Here is a 16848-nt window from a genome sequence, read left to right as displayed (position 1 = left end):
ACCCTACCGACCCGGTCCGGCGGGCACCGGCAGTTCCGCGAGCACCGCGAAGCCCCCGTCAGCGGTCGGTCCGGCGTCGAGCCGGCCACCGTGGGCGGTGGCCCGCTCCCGCATCCCGGCCAGGCCGTGCCCGCCCCCGGCGACCGGGCCACCGGTGCCGCCGCTGTCGACCACCTCGAGGACGAGCGCGGTCGGCCGGTAGGTGACGGTGACGCTCGCCCGGGCGCCCCTGGCGTGGCGGGTCACGTTGCTCAGCGCCTCCTGGACGATCCGGTACGCGGCCAGGTCGACGTCGAGGGGCAGCGCGACCGGGACGCCGCGCACCGAGACCGCGACCTCGGTGCCGGTCCGCCGGACGCCCCGGACCAGCTCGTCGAGGTCGTGCAGCCCGGGTGCCGGACCGCGGTCGGCCGGGCCGTCGTCGGGATCGACGCGCAGCACGGCCACGATCGCCCGCGTCCCGTCGAGCGCGTCGCGGGCGGCGGCCCGGATCGCGGCCAGCCCGGCGCGGAGCGGCTCGGGCACCTCGTCGACCCGGTGCGGGGCGGCCTCGGCCTGCACGGCGATGAGCGACAGGTGGTGGGCCAGGACGTCGTGCAGGTCCCGGGCGATGCGGGCCCGCTCCTCGAGCACCGCCCGGCGGGCCAGGTCGTGCTCTCGCAGCTCCCGCTGCCGGTCGAGCCGGCCGGCGAGCAGGCGGCGCGCCCGGGCGAGGCCGCCGATCAGCAGCAGCCCCACCGCGCCCGCGGCCAGCGCGATCGTCAGCGGCCACGGGTGCACCGACAGCGGAGCCGCGGCCACCAGCAGCGGCACGGTGAGCGCTCCGGCTCCGCAGGCGACCGGGCGCGGGTGCCGCAGCGCGAGCAGGACCAGCGTCGCGGCCAGCACGGGGAGCCCGGCCAGCGGCAGCGGAGAGCCCGGCAGCACCGGGTGGCCCACCCAGCAGGCGACAGCGGCCATCGTCAGGAGCCCGGACGCGGCCAGCACCCGCCACGCCAGCAGCGCCGACCAGGCCAGCGCGGGGACCGCGGCGCCCACGGCCGCGGCGAGCACCACCACCACCGGCACCGGCAGCCCGGCCAGCAGCAGTTCACGCCCACCCAGCAGGGCGACGAGGGTGCCGGTCCCGATCACCAGGAGCCCGGCGGCCACGGCCCGGGCCCGGTCGTCCCCCCGGCCGCCGTCGCGGTCCGCGTCGGGCATCAGCAGCCACAGCAGGGCGTAGCCCGCCGGCGTGAGCATGACGGCGAGCGCGACCCGGACCGGCCACACCGGCCAACCCAGCGCCGCGGCCACCCCGGCACCCACCCCGAGCAGCACCCGGCCCGACCGCGGCCGCGCCGGTCCGCGGGGCAGCCCCGGTCGGCCGCCGCGCGGACGGGCCGGCGCCGACCAGAGCGTCGCGCGCAGGGCCGCCACCAGCGGGTGCCGGGCGCCCGCCACCGCATCCTCGTCCCCGGGCGTCATCGGCGATGAGCCTAGGGACGTCCGGCGCCGGGCACGTCCCTCCCGAGTGCGAACCGCCCACCCCTACCCGGGGGTGACGTCGCGGCCCGCACCCCCGCCCGGGCGGGGGAGGGCGTGATCCGCCCGCGGGCGGGACGCGCCGGGCGCCCGGCGCGCCCGACGATGGCCGGCCACGGACGTCCCGAGGAGCGGAGGCATCGGATGCGGACAACCGGATGGGTCGCGGCGGTCGGAGCGGTCGCGGCGCTGCTGCTCGCGGTGGTGCCGGTGGTGGGTGGGGCGGAGGCCCCCGTCGACCGGCCGGCGCCGGCCTGGACCCGGTGCCCCGGCCCGGACGTGCCGGACGGGATGCAGTGCGCCTCCATCGAGGTGCCGGTGGACTGGTCCCGGCCGACCGGTCGGAGGATCGCGCTGCCGCTGGCCAGGTTGCCCGGCACCGACCCGGACCGGCGGATCGGCGTGGTGTTCGCCGTCCCCGGCGGCCCGGGAGTCTCGGGGATCGACGACATGAAGCGCTCATCGGCGACCCTGATGGCGCTGCGCGAGCGGTTCGACGTGGTCACCTTCGCCCCGCGCAACGCGCGCACCGCACTGGCGCCGGTGTGCTCGGAGTTCGGCCCGGTGCAGGTCCCACCCGCGGACCAGGACGAGTTCGACGCCCAGGCGGCAGGCAACCGGGCCGCACTGCAGCGGTGCCGGGACGCGGACCCGGAGCTGTTCGACCACCTCGACTCCGCCTCGGTGGCCCGCGACGTCGACGCCGTCCGGGCCGCCCTCGGCGAGTCGCGTCTCAGCCTGATGGCCAGCTCCTACGGTGGCGTGCCCGCCGCCGCGTACGCCCGCCTGTTCCCCGCCCGGGTCAGAGCGGCGTTCCTGGACGGCGTCATCCCGCACGTCGCAGCGGCTGAGCTGGACCGCATCGGCTACCGGACCGTGGAGGAGAACTTCGACCGGTTCGCGGACTGGTGCGCGGGCGATCGCGCCTGCGCGTTGCACGGGGAGGACGTGTCCGGGGTGTGGCTGGCGCTGGTCGAGGTGGCCGACCGCGGCCCGGTCCCGGTCCCGGGCGCCGGGCCCGAGGCCGCCTTCAGCGGGTTCGACCTCAAGCTGCACGCCGGCGTGATGCTCAACTCAGGTCAGTGGGGTCGCTTCGCCGAGTCCGTCGCCGCCGCGCGGCGCGGCGACGCCTCGGGGTTCGCCACGCTGCTGCCGCTGCCCAAGCAGCCGATGTTCCCGTTCGGCAGCGCCGTGCACTGCCAGGACGGGCTCGGCTACCCCGACCACGCCGAGTACCTGCGGGCCGAGGAACGGGCGGTGGCCCTCTCGCCGCACTTCGCCGGCCTGGGTCACGCGCTGCACCTGCCGTGCTCGGGGTGGACCGGACCGGTCGCCGACCCGCCCGCCCCGCTGCCCGGCGACGACCTGCCGCCACTGCTCGGGGCCGGCTCCTGGGGCGACGGTGTGCTGACCGAGGCGGCCGCCGGGCAGGTCCCGGGCTCGGTCGTCGTCCGCTACGAGGGGCCGGGCCACGTGCTGTACCAGTCCGGGAACGCCTGCGTCATCGAGCACGCCGACCGGTACCTTGTCGAACTGCGACTCCCGCCGGTGGGCACCCGGTGCCACCCGGCCGGGTGAGCGGACTGCGCCTGAATCGGTTCAGATTGCGGTCCGCGTCAGGACCCGGTCACAGAACGGCAGGGTGGGCTCGACGGCTGGGCTAGGTTCCCCCCATGAGTTCCGAAGGCGCGGCTCGACCACCCGCTACCGTGGGAGTTCCCCGTGAGATGGGGAGTGGAGAACGGCGGGTGGCTCTGGTCCCCAAGGTCGTCGAGAGACTCCGGGCGAAGGGCGTCGAGGTCGTCGTCGAGTCCGGGGCCGGGCTGGGTGCGTTGATCCCCGACGAGCTCTACACCGCCGCGGGCGCCACCATCGGCGACCCGTGGTCGGCCGAGGTCGTGGTGAAGGTGAACCCGCCCACCACCGAGGAGATCGGCAGGCTGCGCTCCGGCGCGACCCTGATCGGGTTCCTGGCCCCGCGCACCTCCCCGGAGACCATCACCGCGCTGCGCGAGGCCGGTGTGCTGGCCTTCGCCGTCGAGGCGATCCCGCGCATCTCCCGGGCCCAGTCGATGGACGCGCTGTCCTCGCAGGCCAACGTGGCCGGTTACAAGGCCGTCCTGCTCGCCGCCGACCGGTCCACCCGGTTCTTCCCGATGCTCACCACCGCCGCGGGCACCGTGAAGCCGGCCACCGCGCTCGTGCTCGGCGTGGGCGTGGCCGGGCTGCAGGCGCTGGCCACGGCCAAGCGGCTGGGTGCCCGAACCACCGGCTACGACGTCCGTCCCGAGGTGGCCGACCAGGTCCGCTCGCTCGGCGCGCAGTGGCTCGACCTGGGCATCGACGCGGCCGGCGAGGGCGGCTACGCCCGCGAGCTCACCGAGGACGAGCGGAGCCAGCAGCAGAAGCGGCTGGAGGAGGCGATCACCGGGTTCGACGTGGTCATCACGACCGCGCTGGTGCCCGGCCGCAAGGCGCCCACCCTGGTCACCGCCGCGGCCGTGGAGGGCATGCGCCCCGGCAGCGTCGTGGTCGACCTGGCCGGTGAGGCCGGCGGCAACTGCGAGCTCACCGAGCCCGGCGAGGTCGTCGTCAAGCACGACGTCACCATCGCCTCACCGCTGAACCTGCCGGCCACGATGCCCGAGCACGCCTCGGAGCTGTACGCGCGCAACGTCTCGGCGCTGCTGGAGCTGATGCTGGACGAGGACGGCGCGCTCGCGCCGAACTGGGACGACGAGGTGCTCGCGAAGTCCTGCGTGACCCGGTCGGAAGGGGAGGAGGCCTGATGGAGAGCGGTCTGCTGGCGAACATCGCGATCCTGGTGCTGGCCGGGTTCGTCGGGTTCACGGTCATCTCGAAGGTCCCCAACACGCTGCACACGCCGCTGATGTCGGGCACCAACGCGATCCACGGGATCGTGCTGCTCGGCGGGCTGATCGTGCTGGGCCACCTGGAGAACCCGTCGGTCGTCGACTCGATCATCCTGGTGGTGGCGATCGTCTTCGGCATGATCAACGTGATCGGCGGGTTCCTGGTGACCGACCGGATGCTGGGGATGTTCAAGCCCCGGCCGGAGCCGGTCAAGCGCGACACCGACGGGAAGGGCTGAGCCGGTGGACGCCGCGGCCATGGACATCATCGTCCCGATCCTCTACATCATCTCGTTCGCCCTGTTCATCTACGGCCTGATGGGCCTGACCGGGCCCAAGACCGCGGTGCGCGGCAACCTGATCGCCGCGGTCGGCATGACGATCGCGGTCGTCGCCACGCTGCTGCAGGTCGAGCACAACTGGGTGCTGATCATCGTCGGGCTGGTCGTCGGGGCGGCGCTCGGCGTGCCGTCCGCCCGGCAGGTCAAGATGACCGCGATGCCGCAGATGGTGGCGCTGTTCAACGGCGTCGGCGGCGGCGCGGTGGCGCTGATCGCCTGGTCGGAGTTCCGCACCAGCGACGGCTTCGCCACCGAGGCCGGCTACGTCGTCGTGGCGTCGATGTTCGCCGCGATCGTCGGCTCGATCTCGTTCTGGGGCTCGCTGATCGCGTTCGGCAAGCTGCAGGAGATCCTGCCCGGGCGCCCCATCGGGCTCGGCGCGGCCCAGCAGTTCGTCAACGGCCTGCTGCTGCTGGGCGCGATCGCCTGCGCGGTCGTCGCGGGTCTCGGTGGCGCCCCGGAGATCTGGATCGTGCTGCTGCTGGTGCTCGCCGCGGTGCTGGGCGTGCTGGTCGTGCTGCCGATCGGCGGCGCCGACATGCCGGTCGTCATCTCGCTGCTCAACGCCATGACGGGCCTGTCGGCCGCGGCCGCAGGCCTGGCGCTGGACAACACCGCGATGATCGTCGCCGGCATGATCGTCGGTGCGTCCGGCTCGATCCTGACCAACCTGATGGCCAAGGCCATGAACCGCTCGATCCCGGCCATCGTGGCCGGCGGCTTCGGCGGCACGACCACGCTGCCCGGCGCCGACGACGGCGTCGACCGCACGGTCACCTCCACCTCCGCCGCCGACGCCGCGGTCCAGATGGCCTACGCCTCCCAGGTCATCGTGGTCCCCGGCTACGGCATGGCGGTCGCCCAGGCCCAGCACGCCGTCAAGGACATGGCCAAGCTGCTGGAGAGCAAGGGCGTCGAGGTCAAGTACGCCATCCACCCGGTCGCCGGCCGGATGCCCGGCCACATGAACGTGCTGCTGGCCGAGGCCGACGTCTCCTACGACGCACTCAAGGAGATGGACGAGATCAACGACGAGTTCGCCCGCACCGACGTCACGCTGGTGATCGGGGCGAACGACGTCACCAACCCGGCCGCGCGCAACGACCCCAGCTCGCCCATCCACGGCATGCCGATCCTCAACGTCGACGAGAGCCGCTCGGTGATCGTGCTCAAGCGCTCGATGAGCAGCGGCTTCGCCGGCATCGACAACCCGCTGTTCTACGCCGAGAACACCTCGATGCTGTTCGGGGACGCCAAGAAGTCGGTCGCCGAGGTGACCGAGGAGCTCAAGGCCCTCTGATCCGCCCCGCCGCACCACTCGCTCGCCCGACCACACACCCCGGGCGAGCGAACGGTGCGCTGGGCCAACCAGCCTGGGCGACCGCGCCACTCGCACGTCCACTCCTACGACGAGGCGCTGCGGATCGTGCGGAGTGCCGTCGCCCGTTAGCCGCGGGTACTCACCCAACCCACCCGTCGAGAACGAAGCTGTTGTCGTTTGGACCGGTCCAAAACGACGACGACTTCGTTCTCGACGGGAGAGGGGGTCAGCAGCAGCGGGACTGGGGGTGCTCCTGGGCCCGGTCCATCCGGCGCTTCTCGAACTCCCGCCGGGTGAGCGGCGGGGTGCCGGGGTGCTCGCGCTCGTGGCGGGCGAGGTAGCGGTCGTAGTCCGCCTCCCCGCTCACCTCGCGCAGGTACCAGAGCACGCCCGACCCGGCCCGGCGCAGCGCCGCGATCACTCGCGGCTCCCGGCCTCGGCCATGGCCCGCTTCTCCGCCGGGGTGGCGATGAGCCCGGCCGGGGCCACGATCTTCGACTCGACGGCGGGCGCCTCGCTGCTGCCCAGCGGTTCGGTCGAGGTCAGGGCGCGGTACCAGACGAACATCGCGTTCACCACCACGATGATCACCAGCAGCGCGAACACGATGGACAGCACGCCGTCGACCGTCGAGTTCACCACCACCGTGCCCATCTGGTCGAGGTCCTTGGCCGGGGCGAGCACCTCGCCCCGCTCCAGGGCCGCGGAGTAGCGGGCCCGCTGGGCGAAGAAGCCCAGGGTCGGGTCGGACGAGAACACCTTCTGCCAGCTCGCGGTCAGGGTCACGGCGACGTCCCAGGCCAGCGGGACGGCCGTCACCCAGGCGTAGCGGGCCCGGCCCGTTTTGATCAGCAGCGTGGTGCAGACGGTCAGCGCGATCGCCGCGAGCAGCTGGTTCGCGATGCCGAACAGCGGGAACAGCTGGTTGATGCCGCCCAGCGGGTCGTTCACGCCGGCCCACAGGAAGTAGCCCCACGCCCCGACGACGACGGCGCTGGTGATCCACAGGCCGGGCTTCCAGTTCACGTCCCGGAAGGGCTTGTGCACGTTGCCCAGGGTGTCCTGCAGCATGTAGCGCCCGACCCGGGTGCCCGCGTCCACCGTGGTCAGGATGAACAGGGCCTCGAACATGATCGCGAAGTGGTACCAGAACGCCTTGAGCGCGGCCCCGCCGAAGACCCCGGCGAAGATCTCCGACATGCCGACGGCCAGTGTCGGTGCGCCGCCGGTGCGGGCGATCAGGGTGCTCTCCTGGACCGCGGCGGCCGCGCCGGCCAGCGCCTCCGGGGTGATGGCGAAGCCGAGGTTGTTCACCGCCTCCGACGCCGACTCCACGGTGGTGCCGAGCAGGCCGGCCGGGGCGTTCATCGCGTAGTAGAGCCCGGGGTCCAGGATCGACGCCGCGATCAGCGCCATCACGGCCACGAACGACTCGGTCAGCATGGCGCCGTAGCCGATCATCCGGACCTGCGACTCCTTCTGGATCAGCTTGGGCGTGGTGCCCGAGGCGATCAGCGCGTGGAAGCCGGACAGGGCGCCGCAGGCGATCGTGATGAACACGAACGGGAACAGTGAGCCGGCGAACACCGGTCCGTTGCCGTTGATCGCGAACTCGGTCACCGCCGGGGCCTGCATCATCGGCGCGGACAGGATCACGCCGAGCGCGAGCAGCACGATCGTGCCGACCTTCATGAACGTCGACAGGTAGTCGCGCGGGGCCAGCAGCATCCACACCGGCAGCACCGAGGCCGCGAACCCGTAGATGACCAGGGCGATGACCAGCGCCTGCGGCGACAGGGTGAACGCCGGGGCCCAGGACGACTCCTGCACCCAGCCGCCGGCCACGATGGCCAGCAGCAGCAGCGCGACGCCGATGACGCTGGTCTCCATGACCCGGCCGGGTCTGATCATCCGCAGGTAGAAGCCCATGAAGACGGCGATGGGGATGGTCATGGCGATGGAGAACGTGCCCCACGGCGACTTGGCCAGCGCGTTCACCACGACCAGCGCGAGCACCGCCAGCAGGATGATCATGATGGCGAACACGCCGATGAGGGCGGCCACCCCGCCCACCGGGCCGATCTCGTCGCGGGCCATCTGGCCGAGGCTGCGCCCGTCGCGGCGCATGGAGAAGAACAGGACCACCATGTCCTGCACGGCGCCGGCGAAGATGACCCCGACGATGATCCAGATCGTGCCGGGCAGGTAGCCCATCTGGGCCGCCAGCACCGGCCCGACCAGCGGACCCGCGCCGGCGATGGCCGCGAAGTGGTGGCCGAACAGCACCCGGCGGTCCATCGGCTGGAAGTCGGTGCCGTTGTCGAGCCGCTCGGCCGGGGTGGCGCGGGTGTCGTCGACCTCCAGCACCTTCTTCGCGATGAACCGCGCGTAGAACCGGTAGGCGATGGCGTACGAGCCGAGGGCCGCGACGACCAGCCAGATCGCCGAGATGCTCTCGCCGCGCGACAGCGCGATGACGCCCCACGCCACCGCGCCGACGACCGCGACGGCGCCCCAGATCAGCGCGGAGCGCACGGTGAACCGGGAGCCGCGGTCCGGTGCCGGGCTGTGGGGAGGGCTGTCCGGGGCCTCGGGGGTCTCGGTGCTCATGACGGGTCTCCCCGTCGGGCGCCGCATCGTGGTCGGTCGGCTGGTCTGGTCGACATCGGCTCTCCTCGCTCCCGCCCGCGGCGCCTTCGCCGCGGTCCCCGTGCTCCGGTTCCGGTGGTCACCGGCTTCGCAACCGGGGGTCTACCTCCGTCACGGATCAAGCGCATCCGCTGACCGAGTGCTCTCGGTTCCCCGGCATGGTCCGCAAACGGGCCCCTCAGGTCCAGAGCCTTGGTGAGGACGTGACCTGTCGGTGTCCGTGCCCGCCGTCATGTCCCGGTGGGCGCGTCGAGCGGGTGGGCGATCTCGTCGCGCGGCAACCGCCACGCGAGCAGCGCGATCACCGCCAGGAACACCGGGACCACCCCGACCACCAGGAAGACCAGCGGGATCCCGACCGCCTCGCCGACCGGCCCGGCCACGGCCATCGACACCGGCATGAAGGCCAGCGAGACGAAGAAGTCCAGGCTGGAGACCCTGCCCAGCAGGCGGGTGGGCACCCGCCGCTGCAGCAGGGTGCCCCAGATGACCATGGCCGCGGCGTCGGTGACGCCGACGACGAAGCTCGCCGCGACCATCAGCCAGATCCGGTCGGTGACGCCGATGACGGCCAGCGGCAGCGCCCCCGCGCCCCAGCAGAGCAGCATCACCGTCTGGTAGCGCCGGGGCAGGCGCATCGACGCGACCGCGATCGAGCCGACCGCCCCGCCCACCCCGTACCCGGCGATGACGAGGGCGAACTCGGAGGGCCCGCCACCGGCCTGGTCGCGCACCGCGAACGGCAGCAGCACCTCGATCGGTCCGATGACCAGCAGCACGTACACGGTGGCGAACGCGAGCGTGGCGAACAGCCAGCCGGTGCGCAGCAGGTAGGAGAAGCCCTCCTTGAGGTCGCGCAGGGGCGAGGAGCCGTCGCCGGGCACGACGGCGACCGGGGGCATCCGCAGCAGGGCGAGCATCGCCAGCAGATAGGTGCCGGTGGTGAGGAGCACGGCGGCGGCCGGCAGCAGCGCCCCCACCAGCAGGCCCGCCACGGCGGGCCCGAGGGCCCGTTGGAGGACCGGGCGGAGCGCGCCCTCGACCCCGTTGGCCGCGAGCAGCTCGTCGGCCGGGAGCAGCTGGGGCAGCAACGCCGAGTACGCCGGGTAGAAGAACGCCTCGGCCGCCCCGAGCACGAACGAGATCGCCGCCAGCTGCCACAGCTGCAGGGCGCCGGTCAGGCCGAGCACGGCCACCGCTCCGGCGCCGACCGTCTTGACCGCCTCGACGCCGATCATCAGCGCGCGCTTGGGCAGCCGGTCGGCGGCCACCCCGCCGACCAGGATGCTGCTGAGCAGCCCGGCGCTGAACGCGGTGGCCACCGCGGACAGCTCGCTGGGCCCGCCGCCGAGCGCGATGACCTGGTAGACGACCGCCACCAGCCACACGCCGCTGCCCAGCAGCGAGACGGCCATGGAGAGGACGAGCAGGCGGTATCCCCGGTGCCGGAACGGGCGCAGGGGGCGCGGGAGCGCGCGATGCCGGACCGCGCCGTCGTCGGACTTCACCGATCGGACGCTAAACCCGCCCCGCCCGGGTGCGCGTCCGGTTTATCCGGTCCGCCCCGACGGCTCGCCGCCGGAACGCCCGCCGGCCAGCACCCGCAGGGTCCGGCGCTGCTCGTCGGGGGTGCCGAACGGGGCGGCGAGGAACTCGGTGGCCCCGGCGTCCCGGAGCCGGTGGACCTGCCGCAGGACGGCGTCCTCGTCCCCGACGACGGCGACCCCGCCGGCGTCGGCGACGCCTTCGCGGTCGAGCACCGCGCGGTACTCCGGCACCCGGCCGGCCTGCGCGAACCGCTCCGCGATCCGGGCGCGCACGGCGGCGTCGTCCGTGGTGACGCAGACCGGCAGGCCGACGACGACGCGCGGAGCCGCACGCCCGGCCGCGGCGCGGACCAGCCGGGGCACGACGTGCTCGTGCAGGGTGCGCGGCCCGGTCAGCCAGGTGACGGTGCCGTCGGCGAGCTCTCCGGCCACCCGGAGCATGGCGGGGCCGAGGGCGGCGAGCAGGACCGGCGGCGGCGTGGCCCCCGGCACGTCGACGGCCCCGACGGCGGTGAGCGCGGGGCCGTGGTGGTCGACGGGCTCGCCGCGCAGCAGCGGCCGCAGCACGGCCAGGTACTCGCGCATGCGCCGGGCCGGGCGGTCGTGGGGCGCGCCGAACATCGCGCCCAGCATCGCCCCGATGCCGGCCCCGACGCCCAGCACCAGCCGGCCGTCGACGGCGGCCTGCGTGCTCAGCGCCTGCCCGGCGAGCACCAGCGGGTGCCGCTGCGGGACGGGCAGCACCGCGGTGCCCAGCGCGATGCCCGGCACCCGGCCGGCCACGGCGAGGGCGGTGAGCGCGTCCCAACCGAGCGCCTGGCTCGCCCACGCGGTGCGGAAGCCGCTGGTCGCCGCGTCGCGCACCTGCTCCTCCAGCCCGGCGGCGGTGGTCGGTCCGCGCAGGTCGCCGACCGCTACTCCGATGTCCACGGTGCTCCGTCCGTCAAGTGGGGTGGTCCCCCGGTTGCTCGGCCGTACGATACGGGGGACCACCCCGATTCGGCAAAGGAGCACGTCGTGACCGGTTCCCCGGCTGCCCGCCCGCAGCGCGCCGACGCCCGGCGCAACCGCGACCGGATCGTCGAGGTGGCCGCCGCCGTCGTCGCCGAGCAGGGGGCCGGGGCGTCGCTGGAGGAGATCGCCCGGCGGGCCGGGGTGGGGTCGGCGACCCTGCACCGGCACTTCGCCACCCGGCAGGCGCTGCTGCAGGCCGTCTTCGCCGGCCACGTCGACGCCCTCTGCGCCACCGCCGACGCCCTGCTGGCCGAGCCGGACCCGGCCGGGGCGCTGGTCGCCTGGCTCCGCGCGGTGCTCGTGCACGCCGTCGCCCACCGCGGGCTCGCCGCGGCCCTGCTGGCCGACGTGGCCGACCCGGCGTCGCTGGCCGCGTTCCACCACCGCATCGAGACGGCGGGGGAGGCGCTGCTCGACCGCGCGCGGAGCGCGGGGGTCGTGCGCGCCGGGCTCGTCGCCGACGAGCTGCTCCAGCTGACCGGGGCGATCGCCGCATCGACGGAGGGGCGTCCGGGCGCGCGGGCGCGGGCCGAGCGGTTGCTGGGCGTCGTGGTCGACGGCATCCGGGTCGCTCCGGCGTGACCGCACCCCGTGCGGGCACCGCGTCGGACCAGTGCGTTCCGGCCGCCGGTGGCGCATCATGGGGAAGGTGGACGGCCGACCCGAGCAGCCCGAGCGGCCCGCCGTGCGACCGGAGGACCTGCGCGCCGGCCACGCCGACCGCGACATCGTGCTCGACCGGCTGCGCGCGGCGCACGTCGAGGGCAGGCTGGACGCCGAGGAGTTCGACGAGCGCATCCAGGCCACCCTGGCCGCCCGCACCTACGGCGAGCTCGACGCGCTGACCAGCGACCTCCCGCCGGTGTCGGCCGTGCCGGCCGTCGCAGCCGGTGCGGCGCCCGCCGAGGACCCGAACGCCGACTTCCGCTCGGGCGTCGCGGCGTGGGCCGCGGCCAGCGCGACCACCATGGCCATCTGGGCGATCAGCTGCCTCGCCCTGGGCCAGTTCGTCTTCCCGTGGTTCCTGTGGGTGGCCGGCCCGTGGGGCACCGTGCTGCTGGTGGCCTGGATCGGGACGCGGCTGCAGGGGCGCTGACGTCGCCGCCCGGGCCGCAACGGTCCTGGACGAGGCCCCGGCGGCGGGCCCACGCGCGAGCGACGTACACTGGTGGTTCGGCGCGTTCTGTGGCGCCGGTTCCGTCGTGCCTCCCGCAGGTCCCGGTCCCGGAGCTGCGCTGCGCCCGACGTACGGAACCGATGCTACGCACACCTGTCAGGGAACGCGGAGGACATGGCCAAGAAGGACGGGGCGATCGAGGTAGAGGGCCGGGTCGTGGAGCCCTTGCCGAACGCGATGTTCCGCGTGGAACTGGAGAACGGACACCGGGTCCTCGCGCACATCAGCGGCAAGATGCGTCAGCACTACATCCGGATCCTGCCCGAGGACCGGGTCGTGGTCGAGCTGTCGCCGTACGACCTGACCCGCGGCCGCATCGTCTACCGCTACAAGTGACGTAACCACGAGCGAAGAGAAGAGCGACGGACGTGAAGGTCCAGCCGAGCGTCAAGAAGATCTGCGACAAGTGCCGGGTGATCCGCCGGCACGGTCGCGTCATGGTGATCTGCGAGAACCTGCGCCACAAGCAGCGCCAGGGCTGATCGCGCAGGCTCGCAGCACAGCGACCCAGCAACACCGCGGACCCCCGCGCACCCACCGGGCCACACGGGCCCGGTGACCCCCGGAACCAGGCCGGGGCCCGGACAGCGGACCGGGACGGGCGCGGGGCAGACCTGGGACGACGCAGAACAAGGAGAACACCGACCGCATGGCACGTCTTGCCGGCGTCGACCTCCCCCGCGACAAGCGGATGGAGATCGCGCTCACCTACATCTTCGGGATCGGGCGCACCCGGTCCAAGGAGATCCTCGAGGCCACCGGAATCGACCGCGACCTGCGGTCCAAGGACCTGACCGACGAGGACCTCACCAGGCTCCGCGAGTACATCGAGTCGAACCTGCGCGTCGAGGGCGACCTGCGCCGCGAGGTCCAGGCCGACATCCGTCGCAAGATCGAGATCGGCTGCTACCAGGGCATCCGCCACCGCCGCGGACTGCCGGTGCGCGGCCAGCGGACCAAGACCAACGCCCGCGGCCGCAAGGGTCCCAAGAAGACCGTCGCCGGCAAGAAGAAGGCAGGTAAGAAGTAGTGCCGCCCCGCGGACGCACCGCGGCCGGGCCCAAGAAGGTCCGCCGCAGCGAGAAGAAGAACGTCGCGCACGGTCACGCGCACATCAAGAGCACCTTCAACAACACGATCGTGTCGATCACCGACCCGACCGGTGCCGTGATCGCCTGGGCCTCCGCAGGCCACGTCGGCTTCAAGGGCTCGCGCAAGTCCACGCCCTTCGCCGCCCAGATGGCCGCGGAGAGCGCCGCCCGCAAGGCGGCCGAGCACGGCATGAAGAAGGTCGACGTGTTCGTCAAGGGCCCCGGCTCCGGCCGGGAGACCGCGATCCGTTCGCTGCAGGCCGCCGGTCTCGAGGTCGGCACGATCTCCGACGTCACCCCGCAGCCGCACAACGGCTGCCGCCCGCCCAAGCGGCGCCGGGTCTAGGGGAGAGGGAGTAACCAGACATGGCTCGTTACACCGGCCCCATGACCCGCAAGTCCCGCCGGCTCAAGGTCGACCTCGTCGGCGGCGACCAGGCGTTCGAGCGCCGTCCCTACCCGCCCGGCCAGCACGGCCGGATCCGGATCAAGGAGACCGAGTACCTCCTGCAGATGCAGGAGAAGCAGAAGGCCAAGTTCGCCTACGGCGTGCTGGAGAAGCAGTTCTCCCGGTACTACGAGGAGGCGAACCGGCGCGCCGGCAAGACCGGTGACAACCTGCTGCAGATCCTCGAGTCGCGGCTCGACAACGTCGTGTACCGGGCGGGCCTGGCCCGCACCCGGCGGATGGCCCGCCAGCTCGTGAACCACGGGCACTTCCTGGTCAACGGCCAGAAGGTGGACATCCCCAGCTACCGGGTCTCGCGCTACGACATCATCGACGTCCGCGACAAGTCGCGGAACATGGACCCGTTCGTCATCGCCAAGGAGCTCCAGGGCGACCGACCGATCCCGGCGTGGCTGCAGGTCGTCCCGTCGACCATGCGGATCCTGGTGCACCAGCTGCCCGAGCGTGCGCAGATCGACACCCAGGTCACCGAGCAGCTGATCGTCGAGCTCTACTCGAAGTAGCAGCGCTCTTCACCACCCCCGTCGCCGTAGGGAGGCGACGGGGGTCGGCCGGTCAAGGACCGGCCACCCCCGCGGCATCAAATAGCGGTTGCCGCGGCGCCTGAAGGAGGGCACCACACCATGCTGATCTCTCAGCGCCCCACCCTGACCGAGGAGCCGGTGGTCGACACCCGCTCCCGGTTCGTCATCGAGCCGCTCGAGCCCGGCTTCGGCTACACGCTGGGCAACTCGCTGCGGCGCACGCTGCTCTCGTCCATCCCCGGTGCGGCCGTCACCAGCATCCGCATCGACGGCGTCCTGCACGAGTTCACCACCGTGCCGGGCGTCAAGGAGGACGTCACCGACATCATCCTCAACCTCAAGGAGCTGGTCGTCAGCTCCGAGGAGGACGAGCCGGTGACCATGTACCTGCGCAAGCAGGGCCCCGGTGCGGTCACCGCGGGCGACATCGTTCCCCCGGCGGGCGTCACGGTGCACAACCCCGACCTGCACATCGCCACCCTGAACGACAAGGGCCGCCTCGAGGTCGAGCTGGTCGTCGAGCGGGGCCGCGGCTACGTGCCGGCCATGCAGAACAAGGCCACCGGCGCCGAGATCGGCCGCATCCCGGTCGACTCGATCTACTCGCCGGTCATGAAGGTGACCTACAAGGTCGAGGCCACCCGCGTCGAGCAGCGCACCGACTTCGACAAGCTGGTGCTGGACGTGGAGACCAAGCCTTCGCTGGCCCCGCGCGACGCGCTGGCCTCGGCGGGCAAGACCCTCGTCGAGCTCTTCGGGCTGGCCCGCGAGCTCAACGTGGACGCCGACGCCATCGAGATCGGGCCGTCGCCGCAGGAGGCCGACACCATCGCCGCCTTCGCGATGCCGATCGAGGAGCTGGACCTCACCGTGCGGTCCTACAACTGCCTCAAGCGCGAGGGCATCCACACCGTGGGCGAGCTGGTCGGGCGCAGCGAGGCCGACCTCCTCGACATCCGCAACTTCGGGGCCAAGTCCATCGACGAGGTCAAGATGAAGCTCGTCGGCCTGGGGCTGGCCCTCAAGGACAGCCCGCCCGGGTTCGACCCGTCCGCGGCCGCCGGCGAGTACGGCGTCGCCGACACCGCGGGCGCGGGCGGCTTCGAGCACGACCCGTTCCACGACGACGGCCAGGACTACGCAGAAACGGAGCAGTTGTAGCCATGCCTCAGCCCACCAAGGGGCCCCGCCTCGGCGGCTCTCCCGCGCACCAGAGGCTGATCCTGGCCAACCTGGCCACGTCGCTGTTCGAGCACCGCCGGATCACCACGACGGAGGCCAAGGCCCGCCGGCTGCGGCCCTACGCCGAGCAGCTGATCACCAAGGCCAAGAAGGGCGACCTGCACAACATCCGCCTGATCGCCAAGGTGATCAGGAACAAGGACGTCGTGCACGCCCTGGTCAACGAGATCGGCCCGTTCTTCGCGGACCGGCAGGGTGGCTACACCCGGATCACCAAGACGCTGCCGCGCAAGGGCGACAACGCCCCCATGGCCGTGATCGAGCTGGTGGCCCAGAAGACCGTCACCGACGAGGCCGACCGGGCCCGGCGCGTGTCCTCCTCGCGCAAGCAGGAGACCGAGCCGAACCCGACCGCGCAGGTCCCGGCGACCGAGGAGCCGGCCGTCGCCGACGCCACCGGTCCCGTCGGCGAGCCGGTCGAGGTCGAGGAGTCGGCCGCCACCGTGGACGCGCCGTACGGCGAGGGCAGCCACGCCCCGCTGGACGACCCGCAGGAGGCCCCGGCCGGCTTCCCGATCAAGGGCAACGCCGACTCGATGCTGTACCACGTCCCCGGTTCGTCCCACTACGGGCAGACCGTGGCCGAGGTGTGGTTCGCCTCCGAGGAGGCCGCCGAGGCCGCGGGCTTCGCCGCCCCGGCGTCGCAGCACTCCGCCGAGGCCGAGGCCGCCGACGAGGGCCAGGAGCCCTGATCGAGCAGCAGTACCGCGACGCCGAGCCCGCCCCCCACCCGGAGGGCGGGCTCGTCGTCGATCCCGGGGCGGTTCCCGGCCTGCACCCCGACAGCGGGCCCCCGGCCGAGCCCGGCCCGACCCGCCGGTTCCGGCTCGACATCGCCTACGACGGCACCGAGTTCTCCGGCTGGGCCCGCCAACCCGGCCTGCGCACGGTCTGCGGGGTGCTGGAGGGCGCGCTGGCGACCGTCCTGCGCGGCGACGCGCGGCTGACCGTCGCCGGGCGCACGGACGCCGGCGTGCACGCCGTCGGCCAGGTCGCGCACGCCGACCTGGCCGACGGCACCGACCCCCCGGGGCTCGTCCCGCCCCCGGCCCCCCGGCTGCCCCCCCACCACCCGG

General features: G+C 73.3%; 18 protein-coding genes and 1 pseudogene. 14 read left to right on the top strand and 5 right to left on the bottom strand.

The annotated features are described in order from the left end of the window. Positions 1-3 precede the first annotated feature (3 nt). The gene (locus KDL28_RS07890) at positions 4-1467 is read right to left on the bottom strand and encodes an ATP-binding protein (RefSeq protein WP_252436712.1); all 1464 of its coding nucleotides are present in this window, start codon (positions 1465-1467) and stop codon (positions 4-6) included. 201 nt (positions 1468-1668) lie between these two features. Here KDL28_RS07890 and KDL28_RS07885 point away from each other — a divergent pair, with 201 nt between their 5' ends. The 4 genes from KDL28_RS07885 (at position 1669) to KDL28_RS07870 (ending at position 6038) form a co-directional block, all read left to right on the top strand. Next, a complete protein-coding gene (locus KDL28_RS07885) occupies positions 1669-3102 on the top strand; it encodes an alpha/beta fold hydrolase (protein WP_252436711.1) in 1434 nt (477 codons plus the stop codon). A 95-nt stretch (positions 3103-3197) separates the two neighbouring features. After that, the gene (locus KDL28_RS07880; protein WP_252436710.1) at positions 3198-4313 is read left to right on the top strand and encodes a Re/Si-specific NAD(P)(+) transhydrogenase subunit alpha; all 1116 of its coding nucleotides are present in this window, start codon (positions 3198-3200) and stop codon (positions 4311-4313) included. Then, positions 4313-4636, top strand: a complete 324-nt coding sequence (locus KDL28_RS07875) for an NAD(P) transhydrogenase subunit alpha part 2 (RefSeq protein ID WP_252436709.1) — start codon at positions 4313-4315, stop codon at positions 4634-4636. Before KDL28_RS07880 ends, KDL28_RS07875 begins: the two co-directional genes overlap by 1 nt. Before the next feature lie 19 nt (positions 4637-4655). After that, positions 4656-6038 carry an NAD(P)(+) transhydrogenase (Re/Si-specific) subunit beta gene (locus tag KDL28_RS07870; RefSeq protein WP_252436792.1) on the top strand — a complete coding sequence of 461 codons (1383 nt, stop codon included), beginning with the start codon at positions 4656-4658 and terminating at the stop codon, positions 6036-6038. Positions 6039-6285: 247 nt separating this feature from the next. Here the strand turns inward: KDL28_RS07870 and KDL28_RS07865 are convergent, their stop codons facing one another. The 4 genes from KDL28_RS07865 to KDL28_RS07850 all read right to left on the bottom strand — a co-directional run bounded on the left by KDL28_RS07865 (position 6286) and on the right by KDL28_RS07850 (position 11185). Then, complete coding sequence (locus KDL28_RS07865; protein WP_252436708.1) at positions 6286-6480, bottom strand: YbdD/YjiX family protein; 195 nt, start codon at positions 6478-6480, stop codon at positions 6286-6288. Beyond that, complete coding sequence (locus tag KDL28_RS07860) at positions 6477-8669, bottom strand: carbon starvation CstA family protein (RefSeq protein ID WP_252436707.1); 2193 nt, start codon at positions 8667-8669, stop codon at positions 6477-6479. Before KDL28_RS07860 ends, KDL28_RS07865 begins: the two co-directional genes overlap by 4 nt. Positions 8670-8938: 269 nt before the next feature. Beyond that, positions 8939-10216, bottom strand: a complete 1278-nt coding sequence (locus tag KDL28_RS07855; protein ID WP_252436706.1) for an MFS transporter — start codon at positions 10214-10216, stop codon at positions 8939-8941. Positions 10217-10258: 42 nt separating this feature from the next. Then, positions 10259-11185, bottom strand: a complete 927-nt coding sequence (locus KDL28_RS07850; RefSeq protein ID WP_252436705.1) for a TIGR03564 family F420-dependent LLM class oxidoreductase — start codon at positions 11183-11185, stop codon at positions 10259-10261. Between the two features lie 87 nt (positions 11186-11272). Between KDL28_RS07850 and KDL28_RS07845 the strand changes: the two genes are divergently transcribed. The 10 genes and pseudogenes from KDL28_RS07845 to KDL28_RS42390 form a co-directional block, all read left to right on the top strand. Further along, on the top strand, positions 11273-11851 hold the full coding sequence (locus tag KDL28_RS07845; RefSeq protein WP_252436704.1) for a TetR/AcrR family transcriptional regulator: 579 nt from the start codon (positions 11273-11275) through the stop codon (positions 11849-11851). 67 nt (positions 11852-11918) lie between these two features. Continuing rightward, complete coding sequence (locus KDL28_RS07840) at positions 11919-12365, top strand: DUF1707 SHOCT-like domain-containing protein (RefSeq protein ID WP_252436703.1); 447 nt, start codon at positions 11919-11921, stop codon at positions 12363-12365. A gap of 195 nt (positions 12366-12560) precedes the next feature. Then, positions 12561-12782 (top strand): translation initiation factor IF-1, encoded by a 222-nt coding sequence (infA, locus tag KDL28_RS07835; RefSeq protein WP_028929190.1) that lies wholly within the window; start codon positions 12561-12563, stop codon positions 12780-12782. A 32-nt stretch (positions 12783-12814) separates the two neighbouring features. Further along, the gene (rpmJ, locus tag KDL28_RS07830) at positions 12815-12928 is read left to right on the top strand and encodes a 50S ribosomal protein L36 (RefSeq protein WP_214402186.1); all 114 of its coding nucleotides are present in this window, start codon (positions 12815-12817) and stop codon (positions 12926-12928) included. 167 nt (positions 12929-13095) lie between these two features. Next, positions 13096-13476: a 30S ribosomal protein S13 gene (rpsM, locus tag KDL28_RS07825; protein WP_252436702.1), complete on the top strand. Its 381-nt coding sequence runs from the start codon at positions 13096-13098 to the stop codon at positions 13474-13476. Continuing rightward, the gene (rpsK, locus tag KDL28_RS07820; protein WP_214402188.1) at positions 13476-13883 is read left to right on the top strand and encodes a 30S ribosomal protein S11; all 408 of its coding nucleotides are present in this window, start codon (positions 13476-13478) and stop codon (positions 13881-13883) included. The genes rpsM and rpsK overlap by 1 nt, the downstream gene beginning before the upstream one ends. Positions 13884-13903: 20 nt before the next feature. Further along, entirely contained in the window at positions 13904-14509 is a 606-nt protein-coding gene (gene rpsD, locus KDL28_RS07815; protein ID WP_252436701.1) for a 30S ribosomal protein S4, read from the top strand. A 120-nt stretch (positions 14510-14629) separates the two neighbouring features. Then, positions 14630-15691: a DNA-directed RNA polymerase subunit alpha gene (locus KDL28_RS07810; RefSeq protein ID WP_214402190.1), complete on the top strand. Its 1062-nt coding sequence runs from the start codon at positions 14630-14632 to the stop codon at positions 15689-15691. Positions 15692-15693: 2 nt separating this feature from the next. Beyond that, entirely contained in the window at positions 15694-16464 is a 771-nt protein-coding gene (gene rplQ, locus KDL28_RS42395) for a 50S ribosomal protein L17, sunset domain variant (RefSeq protein ID WP_443698371.1), read from the top strand. Between the two features lie 80 nt (positions 16465-16544). Next, a pseudogene (locus KDL28_RS42390) lies at positions 16545-16848 on the top strand (tRNA pseudouridine(38-40) synthase TruA); the annotation flags it as partial.

The organism is Pseudonocardia humida, assembly GCF_023898865.1.
GTDB lineage: Bacteria > Actinomycetota > Actinomycetes > Mycobacteriales > Pseudonocardiaceae > Pseudonocardia > Pseudonocardia humida.
The sequence above is the reverse complement of the archived record's forward strand: the minus strand, read 5'-3'. Positions and strand labels throughout refer to the sequence as shown.

Bases quoted from the DNA above. Each gene is read 5' to 3' on its own strand.
- KDL28_RS07890 (WP_252436712.1), bottom strand. From the start codon at position 1,467: ATGACGCCCGGGGACGAGGATGCGGTGGCGGGCGCCCGGCACCCGCTG.
- KDL28_RS07885 (WP_252436711.1), top strand. From the start codon at position 1,669: ATGCGGACAACCGGATGGGTCGCGGCGGTCGGAGCGGTCGCGGCGCTG.
- KDL28_RS07880 (WP_252436710.1), top strand. From the start codon at position 3,198: ATGAGTTCCGAAGGCGCGGCTCGACCACCCGCTACCGTGGGAGTTCCC.
- KDL28_RS07875 (WP_252436709.1), top strand. From the start codon at position 4,313: ATGGAGAGCGGTCTGCTGGCGAACATCGCGATCCTGGTGCTGGCCGGG.
- KDL28_RS07870 (WP_252436792.1), top strand. From the start codon at position 4,656: ATGGACATCATCGTCCCGATCCTCTACATCATCTCGTTCGCCCTGTTC.
- KDL28_RS07860 (WP_252436707.1), bottom strand. From the start codon at position 8,669: ATGAGCACCGAGACCCCCGAGGCCCCGGACAGCCCTCCCCACAGCCCG.
- infA (WP_028929190.1), top strand. From the start codon at position 12,561: ATGGCCAAGAAGGACGGGGCGATCGAGGTAGAGGGCCGGGTCGTGGAG.
- rpsM (WP_252436702.1), top strand. From the start codon at position 13,096: ATGGCACGTCTTGCCGGCGTCGACCTCCCCCGCGACAAGCGGATGGAG.
- rpsD (WP_252436701.1), top strand. From the start codon at position 13,904: ATGGCTCGTTACACCGGCCCCATGACCCGCAAGTCCCGCCGGCTCAAG.
- KDL28_RS07810 (WP_214402190.1), top strand. From the start codon at position 14,630: ATGCTGATCTCTCAGCGCCCCACCCTGACCGAGGAGCCGGTGGTCGAC.
- rplQ (WP_443698371.1), top strand. From the start codon at position 15,694: ATGCCTCAGCCCACCAAGGGGCCCCGCCTCGGCGGCTCTCCCGCGCAC.